This window comes from Sphaerisporangium sp. NPDC088356 (assembly GCF_040685555.1).
In the GTDB taxonomy this organism is placed as follows: domain Bacteria; phylum Actinomycetota; class Actinomycetes; order Streptosporangiales; family Streptosporangiaceae; genus Sphaerisporangium.
This window is the reverse complement of record NZ_JBFBIK010000019.1, coordinates 17923-41370: the sequence shown is the minus strand read 5'-3', so window position 1 is coordinate 41370 and position 23448 is coordinate 17923. Positions and strand designations below refer to the sequence as shown.

General features: G+C 71.5%; 21 protein-coding genes. 13 read left to right on the top strand and 8 right to left on the bottom strand.

The genetic code is table 11. The features are described from left to right. Nucleotides 1–2 precede the first annotated feature (2 nt). Together AB0O34_RS10245 and AB0O34_RS10240 are read right to left on the bottom strand one after the other, a co-directional pair. Complete coding sequence (locus AB0O34_RS10245; RefSeq protein WP_363914747.1) at nucleotides 3–1013, bottom strand: acyl-CoA dehydrogenase family protein; 1011 nt, start codon at nucleotides 1011–1013, stop codon at nucleotides 3–5. Further along, entirely contained in the window at nucleotides 1010–2155 is a 1146-nt protein-coding gene (locus AB0O34_RS10240) for an acyl-CoA dehydrogenase family protein (protein ID WP_363914745.1), read from the bottom strand. The genes AB0O34_RS10245 and AB0O34_RS10240 overlap by 4 nt, the downstream gene beginning before the upstream one ends. A 179-nt stretch (nucleotides 2156–2334) precedes the next feature. Between AB0O34_RS10240 and AB0O34_RS10235 the strand changes: the two genes are divergently transcribed. Next, nucleotides 2335–3438, top strand: a complete 1104-nt coding sequence (locus AB0O34_RS10235) for an alcohol dehydrogenase catalytic domain-containing protein (RefSeq protein WP_363914743.1) — start codon at nucleotides 2335–2337, stop codon at nucleotides 3436–3438. An 87-nt stretch (nucleotides 3439–3525) separates the two neighbouring features. Beyond that, nucleotides 3526–3810, top strand: a complete 285-nt coding sequence (locus AB0O34_RS10230; RefSeq protein WP_363914741.1) for a hypothetical protein — start codon at nucleotides 3526–3528, stop codon at nucleotides 3808–3810. Between the two features lie 51 nt (nucleotides 3811–3861). Here the strand turns inward: AB0O34_RS10230 and AB0O34_RS10225 are convergent, their stop codons facing one another. Together AB0O34_RS10225 and AB0O34_RS10220 are read right to left on the bottom strand one after the other, a co-directional pair. After that, complete coding sequence (locus tag AB0O34_RS10225) at nucleotides 3862–4734, bottom strand: amidohydrolase family protein (protein WP_363914739.1); 873 nt, start codon at nucleotides 4732–4734, stop codon at nucleotides 3862–3864. Nucleotides 4735–4757: 23 nt separating this feature from the next. Next, complete coding sequence (locus tag AB0O34_RS10220; protein WP_363914737.1) at nucleotides 4758–6245, bottom strand: long-chain fatty acid--CoA ligase; 1488 nt, start codon at nucleotides 6243–6245, stop codon at nucleotides 4758–4760. A 386-nt stretch (nucleotides 6246–6631) separates the two neighbouring features. Here AB0O34_RS10220 and AB0O34_RS10215 point away from each other — a divergent pair, with 386 nt between their 5' ends. The 5 genes from AB0O34_RS10215 to AB0O34_RS10195 are packed head-to-tail and all read left to right on the top strand — an operon-like array spanning nucleotide 6632 to nucleotide 11211. Next, nucleotides 6632–7819, top strand: coding sequence for an ABC transporter substrate-binding protein (locus AB0O34_RS10215; RefSeq protein WP_363914735.1), 1188 nt, complete (start codon nucleotides 6632–6634; stop codon nucleotides 7817–7819). Between the two features lie 7 nt (nucleotides 7820–7826). Continuing rightward, on the top strand, nucleotides 7827–8627 hold the full coding sequence (locus AB0O34_RS10210) for an ABC transporter ATP-binding protein (RefSeq protein WP_363914733.1): 801 nt from the start codon (nucleotides 7827–7829) through the stop codon (nucleotides 8625–8627). Between the two features lie 32 nt (nucleotides 8628–8659). Further along, nucleotides 8660–9331, top strand: a complete 672-nt coding sequence (locus AB0O34_RS10205) for an ATP-binding cassette domain-containing protein (RefSeq protein WP_363914731.1) — start codon at nucleotides 8660–8662, stop codon at nucleotides 9329–9331. A 27-nt stretch (nucleotides 9332–9358) separates the two neighbouring features. Next, nucleotides 9359–10219, top strand: a complete 861-nt coding sequence (locus AB0O34_RS10200) for a branched-chain amino acid ABC transporter permease (RefSeq protein WP_363914729.1) — start codon at nucleotides 9359–9361, stop codon at nucleotides 10217–10219. 14 nt (nucleotides 10220–10233) lie between these two features. Next, complete coding sequence (locus AB0O34_RS10195; protein WP_363914727.1) at nucleotides 10234–11211, top strand: branched-chain amino acid ABC transporter permease; 978 nt, start codon at nucleotides 10234–10236, stop codon at nucleotides 11209–11211. Nucleotides 11212–11251: 40 nt separating this feature from the next. Here the strand turns inward: AB0O34_RS10195 and AB0O34_RS10190 are convergent, their stop codons facing one another. Then, nucleotides 11252–13501, bottom strand: coding sequence for an MMPL family transporter (locus tag AB0O34_RS10190; protein ID WP_363914725.1), 2250 nt, complete (start codon nucleotides 13499–13501; stop codon nucleotides 11252–11254). Between the two features lie 138 nt (nucleotides 13502–13639). Between AB0O34_RS10190 and AB0O34_RS10185 the strand changes: the two genes are divergently transcribed. The 3 genes from AB0O34_RS10185 (at nucleotide 13640) to AB0O34_RS10175 (ending at nucleotide 18388) form a co-directional block, all read left to right on the top strand. Beyond that, on the top strand, nucleotides 13640–14206 hold the full coding sequence (locus tag AB0O34_RS10185; RefSeq protein WP_363914723.1) for a TetR/AcrR family transcriptional regulator: 567 nt from the start codon (nucleotides 13640–13642) through the stop codon (nucleotides 14204–14206). Nucleotides 14207–14209: 3 nt separating this feature from the next. Beyond that, entirely contained in the window at nucleotides 14210–16891 is a 2682-nt protein-coding gene (locus AB0O34_RS10180) for a LuxR C-terminal-related transcriptional regulator (RefSeq protein ID WP_363914721.1), read from the top strand. Nucleotides 16892–17056: 165 nt separating this feature from the next. Beyond that, the gene (locus AB0O34_RS10175; RefSeq protein ID WP_363914719.1) at nucleotides 17057–18388 is read left to right on the top strand and encodes an alkyl sulfatase dimerization domain-containing protein; all 1332 of its coding nucleotides are present in this window, start codon (nucleotides 17057–17059) and stop codon (nucleotides 18386–18388) included. On the opposite strand, the gene AB0O34_RS10170 is transcribed toward AB0O34_RS10175, so the two are convergent. Then, complete coding sequence (locus tag AB0O34_RS10170) at nucleotides 18370–19197, bottom strand: LLM class F420-dependent oxidoreductase (protein WP_363914717.1); 828 nt, start codon at nucleotides 19195–19197, stop codon at nucleotides 18370–18372. The two genes, AB0O34_RS10175 and AB0O34_RS10170, sit on opposite strands and share 19 nt — an antisense overlap. A gap of 119 nt (nucleotides 19198–19316) precedes the next feature. Between AB0O34_RS10170 and AB0O34_RS10165 the strand changes: the two genes are divergently transcribed. Genes AB0O34_RS10165 through AB0O34_RS10155 form a run of 3 tightly spaced genes read left to right on the top strand, consistent with a single transcriptional unit; the run spans nucleotide 19317 to nucleotide 22299 of the window. Then, nucleotides 19317–20141 carry an alpha/beta hydrolase gene (locus tag AB0O34_RS10165; RefSeq protein WP_363914715.1) on the top strand — a complete coding sequence of 275 codons (825 nt, stop codon included), beginning with the start codon at nucleotides 19317–19319 and terminating at the stop codon, nucleotides 20139–20141. A gap of 13 nt (nucleotides 20142–20154) precedes the next feature. Beyond that, on the top strand, nucleotides 20155–21402 hold the full coding sequence (locus AB0O34_RS10160; protein WP_363914713.1) for an LLM class flavin-dependent oxidoreductase: 1248 nt from the start codon (nucleotides 20155–20157) through the stop codon (nucleotides 21400–21402). 12 nt (nucleotides 21403–21414) lie between these two features. After that, entirely contained in the window at nucleotides 21415–22299 is an 885-nt protein-coding gene (locus AB0O34_RS10155; RefSeq protein ID WP_363914711.1) for a TIGR03619 family F420-dependent LLM class oxidoreductase, read from the top strand. Here the strand turns inward: AB0O34_RS10155 and AB0O34_RS10150 are convergent. Together AB0O34_RS10150 and AB0O34_RS10145 are read right to left on the bottom strand one after the other, a co-directional pair. Then, entirely contained in the window at nucleotides 22283–22678 is a 396-nt protein-coding gene (locus AB0O34_RS10150) for a DUF3037 domain-containing protein (RefSeq protein ID WP_363914709.1), read from the bottom strand. The two genes, AB0O34_RS10155 and AB0O34_RS10150, sit on opposite strands and share 17 nt — an antisense overlap. Beyond that, entirely contained in the window at nucleotides 22675–23427 is a 753-nt protein-coding gene (locus tag AB0O34_RS10145; RefSeq protein ID WP_363914707.1) for a HipA family kinase, read from the bottom strand. Before AB0O34_RS10145 ends, AB0O34_RS10150 begins: the two co-directional genes overlap by 4 nt. Nucleotides 23428–23448 lie beyond the last annotated feature (21 nt).

Here is a 23448-nt window from a genome sequence, read left to right as displayed (position 1 = left end):
GCTCACGGCCATCTCCGCAGCTCGGGGGTGCCGAGGATCGCCGACCTGAGGCGCGAGCGGTGCAGACCGGTGTTCCCGTAGGCAGACGCGAGCGACCAGACCCGGGCCAGCCACAGCCGCAGGTCCAGCTCGCCGGTGTAGCCGATGGCCCCGTGGACCTGGAGCGCGACCCGGGCGGCGCGGTCGGCCGCCTCGCCCGCCGCCGCCTTGGCCGCGCTCACGTCCCGGTCGGCCGAGGGCAGGTCGCGGTCGGCGGCGAAGGCCGCCGCGTAGACGAGCGGCGCGGCGAAGTCGATCGCGATGGCGACGTCGGCGAGCTGGTGCTTCACCGCCTGGAACGTCCCGACCGCCGCGCCGAACTGCCGCCGCGTCCTCGCGTAGCCCACCGTCGTCTCCAGCAGGTGCCGGGCCAGCCCGATGAGCTGCGCGGCGACCGCGATCGTCACCCCTCGCAGGGCGCCGGGTCCCGCGTGCGCCAGACGGGTGCCGGGCGAGGGGTCGAAGGCGGCGGCGAACAGCCTGCGTACCGGATCCACCCCGGGCTGGGGCGTGAGCCGTACAGCCTCCGCGGGCACCGCGTGCAGCTCGCCGTCCTCCTCCAGGATCAGCAGGTCCACGAGGTCGGCGTCCGGGGCGTACACCTGGTCGCCGAGGCGCACACTCACGATCGTCGTACCGGCCGCCACCCCCGGCAGCACCGACGAGGCCGCGGCCGGGTCGCCGGCCAGCAGTACGGGCGCGGCGGCGGCGGTCTCGGCGACGGGGCCGGGCAGGGCGGCCCTTCCCGTTTCCTCGAAGGCCAGGACCGCGTCGGTGACCCCGAGACCCATGCCGTCGTAGCGCTCGGGCACGAGCATCCCGAACAGGCCGGCCTTCGCCAGGTGCGCCCAGGCCGGCGTGCGGTCGCCGTCCAGCCCCGCGTCCCGCACGGCGCGCGGGGGGCAGTGGGCCCGGAGTACGTCCTTGACGGTGGCCGCGAGCGCGAGCTGGTCGTCGCTGAACGCGAAGTTCATCGCGGCAGCCCAAGGACGCGCTCGGCGATGATGTTCCGCTGGATCTCGTTGGTGCCCGCGTAGATCGTGCCCGCGAGGGAGAACAGGAAGCCGTCGAGCCACCGCCCGCCGTCCGCGGAGTCGGGCGCGCCGCCGGAGAGCAGCCCTCGCTGGCCGAGGAGCTGGAGGGCGAGGGTGTGCATGCGCACGTCCAACTCGGACCAGAAGACCTTCCCCATGCTGGAAGCCGAGCCGATCTCCTCTCCCGCTGCGAGCCTGCGGGCGGTGCCGAAGGTGTGCAGCCGGTAGGCCTCGGCGTCGAGCCACGCCCGCGCCACCTGGTCGGCGAGCACCGGGTCGGGGTTCAGCGTGCGCGCCAGCCGTACGAGGCGGTCGGCCGTGGCCAGGAAGCGGCCGGGGCTCCGCAGCGTGAGGCCGCGCTCGGAGGAGGTCGTGGCCATGGCGATGCGCCAGCCCTCTCCCGGCGCGCCGAGCACCTGGTCGTCGGGGACGAAGACGCCGTCGAAGAACAGCTCGGCGAACCCGTGCTCGCCGTCGAGCTGGGCGATCGGGCGGACCGTGACGTCCCGGAGCGGGAACATGAAGTAGGTCAGGCCCCGGTGGCGTGCCGACTCGGGATCGGAGCGGAACAGGCCGAAGCCCCAGTCCGCGTAGCCGGCCCGGGAGCTCCAGGTCTTCTGCCCGTACAGGCGCCAGCCGCCGTCCACCCGCTCGGCGCGCGAGCGCAGCGAGGCCAGGTCGCTGCCCGCCTCGGGCTCCGACCAGGCCTGGGCCCAGACGTCGTCGGCCCGTGCCATCCTGACGAGGAACCTGTCCCGCTGCGCGGCGGTGCCGGTGGTGAACAGGGTGGGCGCCAGCAGGAAGATGCCGTTCTGGCCGACCCTGCCGGGCGCGCCCGCCGCCCAGTACTCCTCCTCGAAGATCAGCCACTCGACCAGGGACGCGCCTCGCCCGCCGTACTCGCGGGGCCAGCTGACGACGGAGTAGCTCTCGGCGGCCAGCAGACGCTCCCACTCCCGGTGCGCCTCGAAGCCCTCGGCGGTGTCCATGGAGGGGAGCGGAGGGTCCGGCACGTGTGCCGCCAGCCAGGCGCGGACCTCGGCCCGGAAGTCCTGTTCCGCCCGCGTGAAGTCCAGATCCACATGTCCTCCGTAGGTCGGCGGCCCAACCAAACTAGCGCACGCTTGGTGTCCTTGCCAGCGCCGCGGCGGCCGTTCGTAGACCGGAGGCCATCCGAGCCAAGCAACTGCTTGCTTTGAACACAGCGCCTCGCTAGCGTTCGGACCAGAGCCATCCAGACAGGTGGGACGGAGCCCGGCGGATGTTGATGCGCGCAGCCGTACTGACCGAGTTCGGGGCCGAGATGGAGATCCGGGACATCGAGATCGCCGGTCCCGGTCCCGGCGAAGCGCGGGTCAAGATCGCCGCCTCCGGCGTGTGCGGCTCCGACATCAAGGCCCTGGACGGCAAGAGCCCCGTCGTGCGGCGCCTGCCGTTCGTCCTCGGCCACGAGAGCGCGGGCGTGGTCGAGAGCGTCGGCGCGGGCGTGACCGCCGTCAGGCCCGGCGACCACGTCATCATCGCGATGAACGGTCCCTGCGGTCGCTGCCGCGACTGCGGCGCGGGCCGCTTCCACCTGTGCGGCGACCCGGCCCGGATGGCCGCCATCATGGGCACGATGGGCGACGGCACCACCCGACTGAGCGTGGACGGCACCCCCGCCAAGACGATGATCGGCATCGGCTCGTTCGCCGAGTACGCCGTGGTCGGCGAGCGCATGTGCGTCAAGATCGCCAAGGACGCGCCGATGGATCTGATGTGCCTGCTCGCCTGCGCGGTGGTCACCGGGGTCGGCGCGGTGCTCAACGTGGCCCAGGTACGGCCCGGGTCCAGCGTGCTTGTGGTCGGCTGCGGCGGCGTCGGGCTGAACGTCATCCAGGGAGCCGTCCTCGCCGGGGCGACGACGATCATCGCCGCGGACGTCGCCGAGCCCAAGCTGGGGCTCGCGGGGAAGTTCGGCGCGACCCACGCCATCCTGGCCGACGACCTGCCCGCACAGGTGGGCGGCATCGTGCGGGGCGGCGCCGACTACGCCTTCGACGTCACCGGCGTGGCGGGCGTGCTCGGCACGGCGTTCGCCGCCACCCGGCCCGGGGGCACGACGGTCATGGTGGGCAGCCCTCCCGCCGGAAGCACCGTCGGCGTCGAGGCCTCGCTGCTGTTCGCCTCCCGCCGCCTGATGGGCACCCAGGGCGGCGACGCGGCCCCCATCCGGGACCTGCCGATGCTGGCCGAGCAGTATCTGCGCGGCCGTCTCGACCTGGACGGGCTGGTCAGCGAGCGCATCCCCCTCGACCAGATCAACGAGGCCGTCGAGCACGTACGCCGGGGCGCCGTCGCCCGCAGCGTCATCGTCTTCGACTGAGACGCCGATCCCGACCCGACGCCGACGCCGGTCCCACGCGTGAGACGGTACTGTCGGGCATCGGTTCGGCGGACGGAAGCGGGAGCCATGGCGGCGGAGTTCCATCTGGGCGACTACATCCTGGTGCAGGATGGCAGGACCCTCGAAATCTTCCACCGGACCCTGTCCAGTGTCAGGCGTCACCACGTGGCGTTCCTCGGGGTGGACGCGAAGCCGCGCGGTGACGGGTTCCAGGTCCAAATCGGCTCCAGGTCCGAGGACGACCGGATCGTCAACGGCATGGGGCTCCGGATGGACGCGGAGCAGTTCGCCCGTTTCCGCGAGTTCATGGCCCCGGCCATCGCGGCCCGCGATCAGACGGACGTCCTCTGAACCCCTTGGGCCACGCGTCCTGCCGGCAGGTTTCGACGGCCCCCCGGGGCGTCAGAGCCCGAGCAGCCGCGCCGCGTTGTACTTGAGGATCTTTGGCCGGACCTCGTCCTTGATCGGCAGCTTCTCGAAGTCGGCCAGCCACCGATCTGGCGATATAAGCGGAAAGTCCGAGCCGAACAGCACCTTGTCCTTGAGCAGCGTGTTCGCGTACTGCACGAGCTGCGGCGGGAAGTACTTAGGCGACCAGCCCGAAAGGTCGATGTGGACCCGCGGCTTGTGCGTGGCCACCGCCAGCGCCTCGTCCTGCCAGGGGAACGACGGGTGCGCGAGGATGATCGGCAGCTCGGGGAAGTCGACGGCGACGTCGTCCACGTGCATCGGGTCGGAGTACTTCAGCCGTACCCCCCCGCCTCCGGGGACCCCCGCCCCGATGCCGGTCTGGCCGGTGTGGAACAACGCCGGAACCTGGAGCTCCTCCAGCACTTCGTACAGCCCGTACGCCATCCGGTCGTTGGGGAAGAACGCCTGCAGGTTCGGGTGGAACTTGAACCCCCGAACGCCGTACTCCTCGACCAGGCGCCGGGCCTGCCGCACCGCCGCCTTGCCCTTCCACGGATCGACCCCAGCGAAAGGGATCAGCACGTCGGCGTTGTCCGCGCAGGCCTGGGCTATCTCCTCGTTGGGCACGGGAGGATGCCCGGTCGCGGTCTCCGCGTCCACGGTGAACACGACGGCGGCCATGGCACGCTCGCGGTAGAACGCGGCGATCTCCGGCACGGTCGGCCGGCGCTGCCCCGCCAGCTTGAAGTACTCGTCGGCGCCGCTCTTCAGCGCGCCGGAGAGCGACTCTCCACCGTCCAGCGAGACCTCGGCGTGCGTGTGCACGTCGATCGCGACAAGGGACTCCACGTTCATCGCACTCATGCCGACCATCTTCACCTGTACCTTCAGCCGTAGAGGAACCGCAGACGTGACTTGAGGACCTTGCCCGCCCCGTTTCGCGGCAGGGCCGACACGAACTCCACCCGTTTGGGGATCTTGTAGCTCGCCAGCCGCCCGGAGAGGTGGCCGAGCAGGTCATGCGGCTCGGCGGTCATCCCCGGCCGCAGGACGACCAGGGCCCTGCCCACCTCGCCCCACTTGTCGTCGGGCACCCCGATGACCGCGCACTCGGCGACGGCGGGGTGCCCGTACAGGACGCTTTCGACCTCGGCGGGGTAGATGTTCTCACCACCAGAGATGATCATGTCCTTGACCCGGTCGACGATCCGGATATATCCGTCCTGGTCGGCGAGGGCGAGGTCACCCGAGTGGAACCATCCGTCCTCCGACACTACTGTCGCGGTCTCATCCGGGCGTTCCCAGTAGCCCGTCATCACGTTCGGCCCCTGGACGATCACCTCGCCGGGCTCACCGGGCGCGACGTCCACCCCGTCGGGATCGACCAGCCGGACGTCGGAGAAGAAGCACGGCACGCCCGCGGTGCCCGCCTTGCGTACGGAGTGCTCGGCCGCCAGGAACAGGGCGCCCGGCGAGGTCTCCGTCATGCCGTAGCCCTGCAGGAAGGTCAGCCCGCGCGCCTGATACGTCCGGATCAGCGGCTCCGGCACGGGCGCGCCGCCGCACAGCAGGTTGCGCAGGCTGGAGAGGTCGGCCTCGCTCCACCGGGGCGACTGGGCCAGGAAGGTGAACATCGCCGGGACCCCGAACATCAGCGTCACCCGTTCGGACTCGATGAGGCCGATCACCTCATCGACGTCGAACGACGGCAGCAGGATGGACCTGCCGCCCTTCAGCACCGTGGGCACCAGGGTCTGCGCGAGCGCGGCGATGTGGAACAACGGAGCGCTGATCAGCGTGACCTCGTCATGCGCGAGCTCGACGTCGACCAGCAGGTTGAAGGTGTTCCAGGTCAGGTTGGCGTGGCTCAGCACGGCCCCCTTGGGCCGCCCGGTCGTGCCCGAGGTGTACATGATCAGGCACGGCTCGTCCGGTCCGACGGGCTCGTCCAGCGGCTCCGGATCGCCCCCGGCCAGCAGGCCCTCGTACTCCCCCCCGACCATTACGCGGCGCGCGACGGGCAGGGCGGCGCCGACCTCTTCGTGCTCGGCCCCGCAGATGACGATGTCCGCGCCCGCGTCCCGCACGATGTAGGTCAGCTCCGGTGCGGTCAGGCGCGTGTTCAGCGGCACGAACACCGCTCCCAGCGCGCCCGCGGCGAAGAAGGTCTCGACCAGGGCCGGATGGTTGAGCCCGAGGAAGGCGACCCGGTCACCATGCCGCACCCCGAGGCCGCGAAGCGCCGACGCGAGCCGGTCGACCCGCTCGTGCAGCTCCGCGTAGGTCCACTGGCGGCCGTCGTGGCTCAGCGCCACCCGCTCCGGCGTCATGCGCGCCCGCCGCCCCGGCCACGAACCCAAGCCCTGATTCCGCATGGCGCTCCCTGACGGTCAGGTGATCCCGCCAATCAACTTAGGCCAGGGCATGACGGCTGTCACTGTTCTGCCCAACGAACGGCGGCGTCCGAACTGCCCGAGAAGACGCGGACCGGCCGGCCGTACACATGGTTCCCGAGAAACGTGAGCAGCACCGACTGCGACCGCATTGCCTGCCCCGCAGGACTTTCGCGAACCTGTGCCACCACGCCGTACCTCACTTCAAGATGTCGCGCATTCTATTGACAGCTGTAAATGCCATGCCTAAATTCAGGGCGATCGAGGGTCCGGATCACGCCGTATTCCCTTGCGCGGTGGCCGTACCAGCGCTTGATGGAGGCATGCGCGGGGGCCTGTTGCCGCGACATGAGCTTCAGGAGGCACACGTGCGCAAGCTCGTCCCAGCGATCGCCTGTCTAGCCCTGGCCGTGACCGCGTGCGGTGGCTCGACCGGCGGCGGATCCGGGGGTGACGGCCCCATCCGGGTCGGCCTCATCGTCTCCCTGACCGGCAACTACACCCCGCTCGGCAGCGAGGACAAGAAGGCCGTGGAGCTCGCCGTCGAGCAGGTCAACGCCAAGGGCGGCCTGCTCGGGCGCAAGGTGGAGCTCGTCCAGCGGGACGACAAGACGGCGCCCGACCAGGGGATCGTGGCCTTCAACCAGATCAAGGGCCAGATCGACGCGCTCATCGGCCCGGTGTTCTCCAACTCCGCGCTCGCCATCGAGCCGCTGGCCCAGCGCGAGAAGATCCCCTATCTCTCCCTGGCCCCCGCGCAGGAGCAGGTGGAGCCGATCAAGTCGTACGTCTTCGTCACGCCCGCGCTCTCCAGCATGTACGCCGAACGGTATCTGCAGTACATGCGGGCCACCGAGATCACGAAGATCGCGGTCGCGCACGACACCAAGAGCGCGTACTCGGTGGCCGGGCACAAGGCCATGGCCGCCCTCGCCGCCAAGTACGGCGTGACCGTCGTCACCGACGAGCCGTACGAGACCACGACCTCCGACTTCAGCGCGATCTTCACGCACGTCCGCGACTCCGGGGCGCAGGCCCTGGTCTTCTGGGGGTCGGGAGCCCCCGGCGTCACGGCGGGCAAGCAGTACGCCGCCTCGGGGCTGAAGGTGCCGCTGTTCCTGACCGGATCGCAGGCCAGCAAGCTCTGGCTGGAGCCGATGGGCGACGCCGCCGAGGGCATGACGGTGCAGAGCGCGATCGGCGTCGTGGGCGACCACCTGCCGGCCAGCAGGCAGAAGGAGGTCATCGACCAGATGGCCACGCCGTTCAAGGAGAAGTACGGCTACCCGCCGCCGCAGTTCGCCCAGGACGGCTACAGCGCGAGCCTCCTGCTGTTCGAGGCGATCAAGAAGGCCGGAGGAACGGACAAGGCCAAGGTGCAGCAGGCGCTGGAGGGCATGGACCTGGTCACCCCGAACGGGCGGTTCCGCTACTCGCCGTCCGACCACTCCGGGCTGCGGCCGGACTTCATCTCGATCAACACGGTGAAGGGCGGGGCGTTCGTGCCCACCGGCTGGGCCCGGGAGCAGCTGTCCAAGACCGTCGCCGCCGGGTAGGTTCCAGGTGCGGGGAAGTCACGACCAGTCGAGTTCGCCGGAGTCCGCCGACGTGCTGAGCGTCCACGGGGTCTCCCGGTCCTTCGGAGGCGTCTACGCCGTGCGCGACGTCAGCCTCGGCATCGCCGGGGGTGAGGTGCGCGGCATCATCGGGCCCAACGGCGCGGGCAAGTCGACGCTGTTCAACCTCATCACCGGCCATCTCGCCGCCGACCAGGGCACCATCTCCTTCGAGTCCGCGCGGATCGACCGCCTTTCCCCGCACCTGCGCGCGCGGCTCGGCATCTCCATCGTCTTCCAGGGCGCACGGGTGTTCCGCGGCATGACCGTCCGGGAGAACGTCATGGTCGGCGCGCACAGCCGTACGCGAACCGGCTTCACCGCCGCCGCGCTCCGGCTCCCCCGGCACCGGCGCGACGAGCGGGAGATCGCCCGGCTGGCCGACGAGGCGCTCGGACGGGTCGGACTCGGCGCGTGGGCCGACCGGCAGGCGGGCCTGCTGCCCCTCGGGCAGCAGCGGTCCATGCAGGTGGCCCGCGCCCTGTGCGCGGAGCCGCGCCTCCTGCTCCTGGACGAACCCGCCTCAGGCCTGCGGGCCGGCGAACGCGAGGCGCTGGCCGTGCTGATCGAGGAGCTGCGGGCGGGGGGCCTGACGATCATGCTGGTCGAGCACGACGTCGCCTTCGTCACCCGGCTGGCCGACCGGATCACCGTGCTGGACCTCGGCCGGATCATCGCCGAGGGCACTCCCGGCGAGGTCCGCGCCGACCCGCTCGTGGTCTCCGCCTATCTCGGAGAAGCCTCGTGAGCCCGCTCGTGAGCCCTCGGGGGGATCGCGGCATGATCGAGATCACGGACCTGGTGGTCACGTACGGCTCGGCGACCGCGCTCGACCACGTCCGGCTCTCCGTGCGGCGCGGCGAGATGGTCGCGCTGCTCGGGCCGAACGGAGCGGGCAAGTCGACCCTGGCCGACACCCTGTCGGGCATCGTCTCCCCGCGGTCCGGGACCGTCGAGGTCGGCGGCAGGCTCGCGCACATACCCGAGGGCCGCCAGCTCTTCCCCGACCTCACCGTCGAGGACAACCTGAGCCTCGGCGGCTGGCGCTCGCGCGAGCGCGACCCGTCGTTCGTGTTCGGCCTCCTGCCCCGGCTCGCCGAGCTCCGGCGCCGCCGGGCGGGCGTCCTGTCCGGGGGCGAGCAGCAGATGGTGGCCTTCGGCAGGGCGTTGATGTCCCGGCCCGATGTGCTGGTCGTGGACGAGCTGTCCCTCGGCCTCGCCCCCATGGTGACCCGCGACCTGGCCGCTCACCTCGTGGCACTCAACCGGGACCAGGGGCTCACCGTGCTCCTCATCGAGCAGAACGCCCGGCTGGCCTTCGGCGTGTGCGAGCGGGCGTACGTCCTTGAGGCCGGCCGGGTCGTCGCGGAAGGGCCGTGCGCCGAGCTCGCCGGGAGTCCTCGGGTGGCCAGCGCCTATCTCGGCGGATCGATCGAGGAGACCCAGGCGTGACCGGGTCCGGGGACGAAGGGCCGTGACGTGAGAGAGCTCCTGACCTACCTCGTCAACGGCCTCGCCGTGGGCTGCGGGTTCGCGCTGATCGCGAGCGGCCTGGTGGCCGTCCACCGGGTGACCGGGGTGGTCAACTTCGCCCAGGGCATGTTCGCGGTCGTCGCGGGGCTGAGCGCGTCGTGGCTGCTCGGCGCAGGCCTGCCCCACGGGGTGAGCGAGGTGGCGGCCGTGCTGATCGCGACCGCCACCGGCCTGCTCACCGGCCTGCTCGCGATCGGTAAGCGGGGCACCACCCCGCAGTCGTCGCTCATCATCACGCTGGGCGTCGGCGTGCTCGCCTACGCGGTCGAGATCTTCGTCTGGGGGGACCAGCCGCGTTCGTTCCCCGGCCTGCCGGGCTCGCTCACCCTCGCCGGAGTCGGGATCCAGTGGCAGCACCTGCTCGTCGTCGCGACCACGGTGGTGACGTTCCTGCTGCTCACCGCCTTCTTCGGCCGCACGTACCTCGGCAAAGCGTTCAGCGCGTGCGCCTCGAACCCCTACGCGGCCCGGGTCATCGGCATCGACGTCACCAAGATGGGGCTGCTGGCCTTCGCCCTCGGCGGGCTGCTCGGCGGGGTGGCCGGGGTGCTCGTGACCCCGCTGCGGCCCGTCTCGTTCGACACCGACGTCACGCTCATCGTCAACGGCTTCGCCGCCGCCGTGTTCGGCGCGCTCACCCGCCCGGGTCTCGCCCTGGTGGGCGCGCTGCTGCTCGGAGTCGCCGAGTCCCTGGCCGCGGGGTACGGGTACGCGGCCTACCAGACGGAGCTCGCCCTCGGCCTGATGCTCATCATCATGGTCGTCCAGTCGGCCCGGCGCGCGACCGTCCTGGAGGAGGCCGTATGACCGGAGGAGCCCGAATGAAACGCCCGCTCCCCGGTCTGGCCGTCGGCGCGGTCACGCTGGCCCTTCCCGCGGTGCTGGACGACAGCGCGCTGTCGGTCTACATCTTTCTCGGGCTGGCCGCGATGGTGACTGTCGGCGTCTCGCTGCTGATGGGGTACGCCGGTCAGGTCTCGCTCGGCCAGGGCGCCTTCTACGCGGTGGGCGGCTACACCGCCGGAATACTCGCCGTGCACGGCGGCCCCCCGGTGCTCGGGCTGCTCGCGGCCCCGGTCGTCGCGGCGGTGTTCGCGGCCGTCATCGGCGTCCCCCTCCTGCGCCTGCGCGGGCACCACCTGGCGTTCGCCACGCTGGCCACGCAGCTCATCCTGCTCTCGCTGGCGGGCCAGTTGGAGTTCACGGGCGGCGACATCGGGCTGCAGGGCATCCCGAGATTCGGCATCGGCCCGTTCGAGTTGGGCGACGCCGCGAGCTACGCCTACCTGACCTGGGCCGGGGTGGCCGTGGTGATGCTCGTGACGCGCAACGTCATCGACTCCCGGCCCGGCCGCGCCCTGCGGGCCCTCGCCACGAGCGAGACGGCGGCGGCCTCGTCCGGCGTTCCGGTCGGCCGCTACAAGCTTGTGGTCTTCGCCCTCTCCGCGGCCTTCGCCGGGCTGGCGGGCGGCATCTACGCGTTCTACGTCGGGTACGTCGCCCCGGGTTCCTTCCCGGTGCTCCTGTCCATCGAGTACATCGTCATGGCCGTCGTCGGCGGCCTCGGCACCGTCTGGGGGGCGGTGGTGGGGGCGGCGGCCATCACGCTGCTCGTCCAGGCGCTGAACGTCGTCGGCACCGCGCCCGGCATGCCGAGCTACGCCCCGAGCGTGCTCTCGTACGCCGTCTACGCGCTCGTGCTGATCGTGGTCGTCCTCTTCCTGCCCCACGGGCTGCTCCCCGCAGTCACCGGCCGCCGCGCGGCAAGGCGCCCGCGCGACGCCGGAGCCGGGCGGTAGCACGACGGCTCGTACGGCCCGCGCGGGCTCGGGACGCCGGTCAGGTCCGGCCGGTGGTGACCAGGTCCTTGTCCGGTGTCACCGGTGGCTCGTCGTCGTCCTCGGCGTGGTCGGCGATGGACAGGTTGGGCAGGATCCGGTCGAGCCACGCGGGGCACCACCAGTTGAGCCGGCCCAGCAGCACCATCGTGGCCGGGACGAGCAGCCCGCGGATGACGGTGGCGTCCACGGCGATCGCCACGGCGAGTCCCACGCCGAACACCTTGACCAGCGGGTCCGGGTAGGCGATGAACGCGACGAACACCACCACCATGATCAGCGCTGCGGACGTGATGACCCGGCCCGTCGCGCCGAGCCCCTCGGCGACCGCGCGCCGGTTGTCCCCCGAGCGCAGGTACGCCTGGCGGACCGAGGTCAGCAGGAACACCTCGTAGTCCATGGACAGCCCGAACAGCACGGCGAACAGCATGAGCGGCACGTAGGAGTCGATGGGCACGGTGAAGAAGATCGTCGCCAGGTACGAGCCGTCCATCGACACAGGCGGGTCCATGCCGACCAGGCCGCTGCCGAGCCCGTACGAGAAGACGATCGCCAGTGCGCCGAACGCCGCGCCCAGCGAGATGAGGTTCATCAGCGCGGCCTTGGCCGCGACCAGAGGCGCGCGGAAGGCGACCAGCAGGAGCAGGGCGCTGAGGAGCACGACGACGCCGATCACGGCCGGGGTGCGCTCGGCGATGCGGTCGCTCGCGTCGGCCATGCCCGCGACCTCGCCGCCCACGTGCAGCCGCGCTCCGGGCACGTGCAGGCCGCGTACCGCGCGCACCACGTCCCCCGCCCGCGGGTCGCTCGGGGCGTACTCGGGCACCACCTGGAACAGCACGGACGTCCCCGAGGTGTTGATCTTCGCGGGTGCCACGTGCGCGACGCCGGGGACGTACGTCAGGCGGTTCTTCAGATCCTTCACCACCGGGGCGGGCGGGTCGCCGGCCGCGACCTTGGAGTCCAGCTCGCCGACGACGATCAGCGCGCCGTTGCTTCCGGGGCCGAACCCGGTCTCCATCAGCTCGTACGCCCGCCGCGCCGGTTGCCCGCGATCGGCGTAGCCGTCGTCCACGGTGCCGAGCTTGAGCGCCAGGGCGGGTGCGGCGAGCGCGCCGAGCACGACCGCGGACACCGCGAGCACCCGCCACGGGCGTCGCGCGACCCAGGTGCCGAGCCCGGCCCAGCCGTTCGCCGGGGCGTGGGCGCTGCGGCGCCGGGGCCCGACGAACGGCAGGCGCAGCGCGTTGACGCGGTGACCGAGGAGGCCGAGCAGCGCGGGCACCAGGGTGAGCGAGGTGAGCACCGCGCACACCACCGAGATGCCGGTGATCCAGCCGAGCGTGCGCAGCATCGGGAAGCCCGCGAGCATCAGCGCGGTGAGCGCGATCACGACGGTGCCCCCGGCGAACAGCACGGCCCCGCCCGCGCCCGCGGTCGTACGCCGGACGGACTCCTGTACGGGCACGCCGTCGGCGAGCAGCTTCCGGTGCCGTGACAGCAGGAACAGGGCGTAGTCGATGCCCACGCCCAGACCGATCATGGAGGCCATGACCGACGCCTGCTTGGGCACGTCCACGATGTGGCCGAGCACGCCGATGACGCCGAGACCGACGCCGAGGCTGATGATCGCGGTGAAGACGGGCACCAGCGCGGCGACGAGCGTGCCGAACGCGAGGAGCAGCACCAGCAGGGCGCAGGCCAGCCCGATGATCTCGCTGGACCCGGTCTTGATCTCCTTGTCGGCGGGCGTCCCGCTGTCGGCGGGGACCGCCTCGATACCGGCCTCCCGTACGGGCTGCGCCGCCTCGGAGATCTGCCGCGAGGTCTCCCCCAGCTTGCTCGAATCGTTGCCCGACAGCCGGACGGTGATGACGCCGATCATCAGGTTGGACGAGACCCCGCCCGCGCGGTACGGCGTGTCCACCTGGACCACGTGGGGAACCTCGCGGATCTCGGCCATGGCCTTCTCGACCGCGCGCTTGCGCTCGGCGGTCAGCAGCGAGCCGTCCTTGGAGTACAGAACGACCTGCACGGTGCCGCCCGGGTCGTACCCCGGTCCGAAGCCGTCGCGCATGAGGTCGTGGGCGCGCTGGGCGTCCGTCCCTGGAATGGAGACGTTGCTGTTGACCGGACGGCCGAACACCACGGTGCTCAGCGTCAGCGTCCCCGCAAGGACGATCCACACCGCGAGCACGATGCGACCGTGGCGCGCGCACCAACCACCCAGTCGACCAAGCAAGCTAGCCATCGGTGACCGTCCCAGACACTATTGATGAATTCCGAAAGACGATTGCGACGTCCCGTTCTGTACGGCCGTGCAGGACGTCCGTTTAAGAGCTTAGGCGCGATTATCCTGAAATGCTCCGTCGCGCTAAGAAGTGAGACCATGACCACATTCGACCGTGGCAGTGACACCCGTAGCCGGATCCTCGCCGCCGCGCGCCACTTGTTCGCCGAGCGCGGCTACGCCGCCACATCCCTCACCGACATCGCCGCCCGGGTCGGGCTGACCAAGACGGCCGTGGCCTACCACTTCCACCCCAAGGACAAGCTCGCCGCGGAGCTGATCGCACCGGCGGCCGACGACCTGTTCGCGCTGCTCGGAGGCGACTACGGCGACGACCCGCGCGGGTTCATCGAGCCGCTGACGGACTTCGTCGTTCAGCACCGGGCCGTAATAAGACTGCTCATGGAAGATATCGGCGGAGCCGACGACGCCCCTCCCGGGTCCCCGGGAGAGACCATCCGGGCCTTCGGCGAGGAGATCTACAACCGGCTCGCCGGACCGTCGCCCGACAGCGCCGCCCGGATCCGGGCCTGGGCGGTCATGGGCTCCCTGCAGTTCGCCGTGGTGAAGACCATGGACCTCCCGCAGGAGACGGTACGAAGGCTGCTGCTCGCCTCCGCCCTCGCCGTCCACGACGCGGCCCTGGCCGGCGACCAGGGCCGGTGACGCGTGGAGGACCCCCCCACACCCGCCCACCACCCTGCCGACCACGCTGCCCACCACGCTGCCCCGGACCCCGCCGACCGGCCGGCGGTCCTGCGCCGGTTCGAGGCCGCGCTGCTCCGCCCGCCCGTGACGCTGCTCATCCACGGCGAGGCCGGCATCGGGAAGACCCACCTGCTGGCCGAGACCGAGGTGCTCGCCAGGTCCGTGGGCTACCGGGTGCTCCACGGCCAGGCGCGCGACTTCGGAAGCGGCCTCGCCTACGCCTCGCTCGCCGACGCGCTCGGCCCCCTCCACGCCGTCCCTGCCGCCCGTGAACCGCTCAAGGAACTGCTGGACGCCATCGACCAGGCCGCCCTCGGGATCACCGGCGCCGCCCCGGCCGTGCGCACCGCCAACCTGCTGGAGGGGCTGCCGGGCCGCACGTTCCTCGCCATCGACGACCTGCACCTGGCCGACGCCGACACCCTCGGCGTGCTCTCCTATCTCCCCCGCCGCGTACGGGGCCTGGCCGTCGCCGGCACGGCCAGACGCCTCCCCGCGATGGACGCCGACCTCGCCGTACGGCTCAGCCCGCTGTCGCTCGACGAGGTCACCGCCCTGGTGACCAGCCTGCTCGGCCGTACCCCGAGCGAGCCGATCCTGCGCCGCGTCCACGACGAGAGCCGGGGCAACCCGTGGTTCGTCCGCGAGGCGGTGCTGACGCTCGTGCAGGGCGGCGCGATCCAGTCGGCCTACCCCGGCCCGCGCAGGGGCGCCATACTCAGCCGGCTGTTCCAGCGCGACCAGGGCGGCCGCAACCTCGCCAAGGTGCTCGCCGCGCTCCGCCGCACCCGCCCCGCCGGCATGGCCGACCTGGACGCGCTCGCCGAGGTCGCCGGACTCGACGCCGGCGAGGCCGAGCGCGCGTTCGACGGGCTGGTGAGGGACGGCCTGGTCGTGGGCACCGGCGAGGGCACGTACGAGTTCGCCCACCCGCTGGTCGCCGAGGCCCTCTACGCCGACCTCGGCCCGGCCGAACGGCGCAGGGTCCACACCCGCATCGCCGAACTGCTCCACCGGCAGGGCCTCAGCGGGACGCGCCGGGTCCTTGAGTGGGCCACCCACCTCGCCGAGGGAGCCACGAGCGCCCAGGCGCTGCCCGCCATGCTCCGCGCCGCCGAGCTGACCCGCTGGACCGCGCCGCTCTCCGCCGGCCACTGGTACGGCAGGGCCGCCGTGCTGGCCCCGCCCGGGGAGCGCGGCGTGCTGCTGGCCAGGCAGGCGCTGTCGTACTGGAAAGGCTCCCGCCCCGTGGACGCGCTGCGCGCCGGACGGGCGGCCCTCGCCGTGCTGCCCCCCGGACGCCGGCACACCCGCACCGCGCACACGCTGGTCAACGCCGCGCACTCCATGGGGCAGTACGAGGTGGCGGTGTCGATCGCCGCCGATCAGCTTCCCCTCGCCGACGATCCGACCGCGCTGCTCGCCCAGCGGGCCGTGATCAGCACCCAGCTCGGCCTCGACTCCGCCGACCTGGTGAAGGAGAGCTGGCGGGCCCTTCCCCAGTGCCCTTCGGAGGACCTCGTGATCGCCCTCAGCGCCCTGGCCGGCGACGCGATCATCAGGGGAAGGTGGGAGGAGACCGAACGGGCCCTGGACACCCTCCTGTCGGCCTCCGCGGCGCTGCCACCGGCCGGGCGGCTGGCCGCGCTGGAGTCGGCGGCGCACCTCCTCGCCAGCGGTGGCGTGCGCACCCGTACGCTCGGGCTGCTCTCCGAGGCCGAGGCGATCTACCGGGGGCTCGGCTGGCACAACATCGCGGGCCAGCACGTACGCACCATGGCGGTGGTCCGGCGGCTCGGCGGCGAGTGGGAGCACGCCCTGCGCGACATCCGTTCGGACGCCGTCACGCTCACCGAGGCCGGGCTCTGGGAGAACGTCGCGCTGCTGCGCAACATCGAGCTCGACATCCTGCTCGACCAGGGACGCTACGACGAGGCCGAGCCGCTGCTCGCCGACCCGCCGCCCAACTGCGTCCTGCAACTGTCTCTGCGCGCCATGTTCAAGGCCAGACGGGCGCTCGGCCTCGGAGACCGCGCGACGGCCGTCCGGCTGCTGGACGAGGCCATGGCCGGCGGGCCGCCGGACGTCGCGCATCGCGTCCTGGCCCTCCGAGTGGCCATGCACAGCTTCGCGGGAGAGATGGAGCCGGCCCGTGAGGCGGCCGTCACCCTGGCCGAGGTCGCGCGGACCGGCACCCCACGGGCGCGCATGACTGCCGAGCTCGCGACGGCGGGGGCCTTCCACGACGCCGCCCGGGCCGAAGCCGTGCTGGAGGCGGCCAGGGCGGACGGCCTGAGGTTCGAGGAGGGCCGTGCACGCCTCGTCCTCGGAGCGCTCGGGGACGGCGCCCAGCTCGTACGGGCGCACGGGATCTTCACCGACCTCGGCGCGGCGCCGTGGCGCGAGCGGACGGCCCGCCGCCTCAGGGACGCCGGGCTCGCCCCGGCCCCCGCCGCCGCGCTCACCCCGGTCGAACGACGCGTCATCGAACTGGTCGCGACCGGGCTCTCCAACCCCCAGATCGCCGACGAGCTGCACTACAGCCGCAAGACCGTGGAGGTCTACCTGTCCCGCGTGTACGCCAAGACCGGCTTACGCTCCCGCGTCGAGCTGGCCCTGGCGTACGAACGCGGCGAAGTATGACCGCTCGGGTGCGGCGCCACTGCACCAAGCCTCCGACGATTACAGCTCGTGCTGCGCCATCGACGTCTGGACGGCGCTTGTGCCGGCGGCCCTGAGACGGCGAAGATCCAAGGAGTAGGGAACTCCCTACTGCTGCGGCGGGGGCGTCCGCGACAGGCTTGGCCCATGACAACGCCGATCCTCGACCATGCGGACAGTGTTTGGGGCGGGTCGGTGACCCCGCAGGAGGTGCCGCTGCGGGACCTGCGCTCGAGGGGGGTGCAGGAGGTGGCCGATCGCGTGGTCATGTGGCCCGCGTTCGGCAACGTCTACGGCATCCGGGGCGAGGGCGGCCTGGCTCTGTTCGACACCGGGAACAACATGGACGCGCGGAACATGCACGCGGCCATGAGGGCCTGGTCCGATGAGCCAGTCCGCTACGCCATCTTCTCCCACGGGCACTTCGACCACGTCGCGGGCATGGATCCCTTCGACGCGGAGGACGGCCCTCGCCCGAGCGTCATCGCGCACGAGAACGTCGCCGCCCGGTTCACCCGGTACGCCAGGACCGCCGGCTACAACACGGTGATCAACCAGCGGCAGTTCGGCTTCACCCGGATGACCTGGCCGACGGCCTACCGCCGGCCCGACCTGACGTACCGCGACGAGATGCGGCTCTCGCTCGGCGACGTCACCTTCGAGATGCACCACGCGCGCGGGGAGACCGACGACGCCACCTGGGCGTTCCTGCCCGAGCGCGGCGTGCTGCTGACCGGCGACCTGTTCATCTGGGTCACCCCGAACGCCGGGAACCCGCAGAAGGTGCAGCGGTACCCCGACGAGTGGGCGATCGCGCTGCGGAAGATGGCCGCCCTGGACGCGGAGGTGCTGCTGCCCGGCCACGGCCTGCCCATCGCCGGGACCGGCAGGGTGCGGCAGGCGCTGACCGACACGGCGGACTACCTGGACAGCCTGGTGGAACAGACGCTGGAGATGATGAACGCGGGCGCCCGCCTCGACGAGATCATCCACACCGTGAAACCCCCCGAGGCGCTGGCGGGCCGCCCTTACCTGCAGCCGCACTACGACGAGCCGGAGTTCGTCGTGCGCAACATCTGGCGGCTGTACGGCGGGTGGCACGACGGGAACCCCGCGCACCTCAAGCCGGCGCCCGACGAGGTGCTGGCCTCGGCCCTCGCCGCGCTCGCCGGAGGCGCCCCCGTCCTCGCCGCGCGCGCCGCCACCGCCGCCGCGGACGGGGACCTGCGCCTGGCGTGCCAGCTGGCGGAGCTGGCCATGCAGGCCGACCCGAGCGACCACAAGGTGCACGAGATCAGGGCACGCGTCTACACGCTGCGCGTACAGCAGGAGACGTCGACCATGTCGCGCGGGGTGTACACCTGGGCCGCCGCCGAGTCGCGGAGCGTGACCACCCACAAGGACCTGCTCGACGTGTACCACGAGATCGCGAGCGGGCAGATGTGGTGGGTGCCCCGGGCTCAGAGCAACGAGGAGTAGCCGTCGAGCATCGGCAGCACGGTGTCGGCGGACGCGGCCGGGAGGCTGCACACGACCTCCTGTATGCCGAGCCCGGCGTAGTAGTCGAGCTTCCCCCGGCTCGGGACGGTGCCGAACGGGATCACCCTGACCGTCGCCGGGTCGCGCCCGGCCTTCTCGTACGCCTCGCGAAGGGCGGGCAGCGCGTCCTTCACGCCCTTGCCGCCGATCGGCATCCAGCCGTCGGCGTACTCGGCGACGTGCGCGAACATCTTCGGGCCCGCCGCGCCCCCGATGTAGACCGGTGGCCCGCCGACCGGTTTGGGCCACGACCAGGACGGCTCGAAGCGCGCGTGCCGCCCCTCGAAGCCGGCGACCTCCCTGCTCCACAGCTCCTTCATGGCCAGCACGTGCTCGCGGGCGACGTCACGGCGCGAGCCGTACGGCACGCCGTGGTCCTCCATCTCCTCGACGTTCCATCCGAATCCGACGCCGAGCACGAACCGCCCGCCGGAGAGGTGGTCGAGGGTCGCGACGGCCTTGGCCGTGACGATGGGGTCGCGCTGGGCCGCGAGCATGATGCCCGTGCCGACGGTGAGGCGCTCGGTCACGGCCGCCGCGTAGGCGAGGGCCACCAGCGGGTCGAGGGTCCGCTTGTACTCCTCCGGCAGCACGTCCTGCCCGGCGGCGGGCGGCGTCCTGCGGGAGATCGGGATGTGGGTGTGCTCGGGCACGTACAGCGAGGAGAAACCCCGCTCCTCGGCCGCTCGTGCCAGATCGGCGACGGGCATAGCCTGATCGGTGGTGAACATCGTGACGCCCAGCCGCATGACGCCGTCCTCTCCGTGACAAACCCTGTGACGAACCCCGCGTGGCTAAACAAGCGATTGCTCGGTTAGCATTCCTAGGGTAGCTTGCCTGGCGGGAAGTCCTCATAGGAAGGGCGCTCATGGCATTCGCCGATGTCGACGGCGTGCGGCTGTTCTATACCGATGACACCGGTGACACCGGTGACACCGGTGCCGGCTCGGTGCTGCTGCTCGTCCACGGATGGGGGTCGGACTCCCACGAATGGTCGCACCACATCCCGAAGCTCCGCGAGCGGCACCGCGTCATCGCCGTCGACCTCCGGGGACATGGATACTCCTCCTCCCGCGACACCGGCAACACCCCGCGCCGGATGGCCGCCGACCTGGCCGAGCTGCTCGCCGGGCTCGGCACGGGCCCGGTCGTGGCCGTCGGCCACTCCATGGGCGGCCAGGTGGTCTCCCACCTCGCCGTCGAGCATCCCGAGGCGGTGCGCGCGCTGGTGACGGTCGACCCGGGGTACGGCTTCGCCGATCCGATCGCCTCGGGCTTCCCCGCCATGGTGGCGGCCCTGCGCGACGGGGACACCGGCACCGTGGCCGTCGGGATCGACCGGTGGTCGTACACGCGCGCCACTCCCCCGCTCATCAGGGAGTGGCACCGCAGGCGCACGCTCGCCACGCCGCCCCACGTGCTCGTGGAGGCGTTCGAGGCGATGTTCGCGGTGCCGGGCGCGATCGGGGTGCGGCCCAACTCCGACGGCTACCTGGCACGCAGGGACTGCCCGGTGCTGAGCTTCTGGTTCGACCCCGGCCAGGCCGCCTGGGAGTCTGGCCTGTTCAAGGACCCCCGCTCGCGGACCGTGGTCTGGGAGGGCAGCGGCCACCGGCTGCACGAGGAACGCCCGGCGGAGTTCCTCCTCGTCGTCAACAACTGGCTGAAGGCGCTCGCGGGCGCTCGCGCATGAGGAGACGTTTGCCGTGAAATTTTCCATAATGCTCAACCCGCAGATCCCCGGCTCCGGGTACAGCCAGGAGGAGAACGCCCGGGCCAGGCGCCCCATCGGCCGCGACACCGAGTCGTACCAGAAGCTGCTGCACGAGGTCCGCGAGATCGCCGTCCACGCCGACCAGATCGGCTTCGACGCCCTCATGATGACCGAGCACCACTTCCACTCGGAGGGCTTCGAGTTCTCGGTCAACCCGCTTATGGTCCTCACCGACCTCGCGGCGCGCACCGAGCGCATCCTGCTGGCGCCCCTCGGGCTCGTGCTGCCCGCCTGGGACCCCATCAGGGCGGCGGAGGACGTCGCGCTGCTCGACCAGTTCTGCAAGGGACGGCTCCGGCTGGGCGTGGCGCGCGGCTACCAGAACCGGTGGATGAACGTCCTCGGCCAGCGCTGGCACGCGTCGGCGGCACGGTCGGACGGCTCGGCCTCGGACAACCGCAACTTCGACGTGTTCGGCGAGATCCTGCACATCATGAAGCTGGCGTGGACCCAGGAGACCCTGCGCTACAAGAGCGAGACGCTCGACTACGAGGTGCCCTCGCCCTACGACGGCATCGAGGGCTGGCCCGCGCTGGAGTGGACCAAGACGTTCGGCGCCCCTGGCGAGGTGTCGGAGGACGGCAAGCTCCAGGCGGTCTCGGTGAGCCCCCGGCCGTACCAGGACCCCTATCCCGAGCTGTGGCAGCCGTTCACGATCAGCGACCGGTCGGTGATCAGGGCGGCGCAGGAGAACATCCTGCCGTGGATGTTCACCCCGAACCCCGACGAGCACGCCGCCAAGGCCAAGCTCTACCAGGAGGAGTCGGCCAAGTGCGGCCGCGACTACAAGCTGGGCGAGCACACCGGCATCCTGAAGGTCGTCGGCATGGCCGACACCCGTGAGGAGGCCATCGCCACGTACGGCCCGATGCAGAAGGACTTCGCCGCCTTCTTCGGCCCCTTCGGCTACCTGGAGGTCCTCCGCAAGCAGGAGGACGACCGGCACAAGCCGATCTCCCCGGAGAAGGGCGACTACAAGCGCATGAACGAGGTCGAGCTGGCCCTGCTGGGCACGCCCGACGACGTCAAGCGCGGCATCCAGCGCATGCTCGACCGCATGCCCGATCTGGAGTGGTTCGGCCTGTTCATGCAGGGCCAGCAGGGCGTGCTGCCGCTCGACACGGTCAAGCGCAACCTGGAGATGTTCGCCACCAAGGTCATCCCCGAGTTCGCCGGCTGAGAACGGGATCGCATGCGCTTCTGGCTGGGTGCGTCGTTCAGCGACACCGACCAGTTCATCGAGCTGGCCAAGGCGTCCGAACGGTGCGGCATGGACACCCTCACCCTTTCCGACCACATCTTCTTCGCCGACTACCGCTCGCCCTACCCCTACTCGCGGACCGGTGCGCCGCGCTGGAACGCCGCGACGCACTGGCCCGACGTCTGGGTCACCATCGGGGCGATGGCCGCCGTCACCGAGCGCCTGCGCTTCGCCCCCAACGTCTACATCGCTCCCGCCCGCGACCTGTTCACCGTCGCCAAGCAGGTGTCCACCGCCGCCGTGCTCTCCCGCGACCGGGTCTCCTTCGGCGTGGGGGTCGGCTGGTGCGAGGACGAGTTCCTGCAGACCGGGCAGGACTTCCACACCCGCGGCAAGCGGCTGGACGAGATGATCCCGGTCCTGCGCGAGCTATGGGCGGGCGGCACCGTGGAGCACCACGGCACGCACTTCGACTTCGGCCCGCTGTCGATCGCCCCGGTCCCCTCGCGCCCGGTGCCGTTCCTGGTCGGCGGTGACAGCGAGGCCGCGCTGCGCCGGGCGGCCCGTGCCGGGGACGGCTGGATCGGCAACCGCGTGTACTCGGAGGCGGAGCTGGACGTCGTGCTGGCCCATCTCCGCGCCTACCTGAAGGAGTACGGCAGGTCCGAGGACGACCTGGAGATCATCGCCGCGCTCGCCGTCATGCCCGACCCGGAGACCTATCGCAGGATCGCGGAGAAGGGCGTCACCGGCACGCTGGCCGCCCCGTGGTGGCTCGCCACCCCCAAGGAGAAGGCCGAGCACGGCGAGGGCACCCTCGACCTCAAGATCGCGACCATGGAGCGCTTCGCGGAGGAGGTCATCGCGCGGATGTGAACCTGCGTACGAGCCGGTCGAGCAGGGCTTCCAGCTCGGCGGCGGGGTCGGCGGTCAGTCCGGCGTGCACGGGCCCGGTCTGCACGATCGTGCTGCGAGGCGCGGTGAGCCAGCGGAACCGGCTGCCGAGCGACTCCTCGCGCAGCGGCCCCGAGTCGTCGGAGCACGCCCGCTCGAAGGCGGCCAGCGCCAGCCTGAGCCCGTCGAGGTCCACGCCGTCGTCGAGCGCGCGCAGCCTGGCCTCGTCCAGCTCCGTACGGGCGCACAGGTAGCCGCGGGGCTGGGAGTAGACGATCACACCGGCGTTGATCAGCTCGCCTCGGACCACGCACGGCACGACCCGGATCACCGCGTACTCGTAGATGAACAGCTCGCTCATCGCGCCACCGCCGGGAGCCAGGCACGCGGGCCGTGGACGCGGGCGAGCAGGTGGTCGACGTAGGCCCGGCGCACGGCCGCCGCGTCCTCGAAGCCGGGCTCGCCGTCGAGCCACTCACTTGGGACGAGGTCCACGACCGTTCGGACCAGGTCTTCGGTGATCCGGCCGGGAAGCTCGGCGTCGGCCTCCTCGATGCGGGTGGCGAACGGCGCCAGCACGTGGTCGCGGGCGTCGAAGGGGCGCTGCGGGTCGGCGGTGCGCCAGTTGTGGTGGAACCACAGGGCGGCGCCGTGGTCGATCAGCCAGGTGTTCCCGTGCCAGACCAGCAGGTTCGGATTGCGCCAGCTGCGGTCCACGTTGTGGATGAGCGCGTCGAACCACAGCACCCGCGAGGCGAAGGCCGCGTCGGGGGTCCAGGCGAGCGGGTCGAAGCCGAGCGCGCCGGGGAGGAAGTCCACCCCGAGATTGAGGCCCTCGCTGGCGTTGAGGAGATCCTGGATCTCCTGGTCGGGCTCCCTGGCCCCGATCTGCGGGTCGAGGTCGACGATCCGGAGATCGGGGGTGCGCAGGTCGAGCCCGCGTGCCAGCTCGGCACAGATGATCTCGGCGACGAGCACGCGCCGCCCCTGCCCCGCACCACGAAATTTTACGACATAGGTACCGAGGTCATCTGCTTCGACGACGCCCGGCAGCGACCCGCCCTCCCGGAGCGGGGTCACATAGCGCGTCGCGGTCACCTGTTCGAGCACCCGCCAAGGGTACCGAGCCTG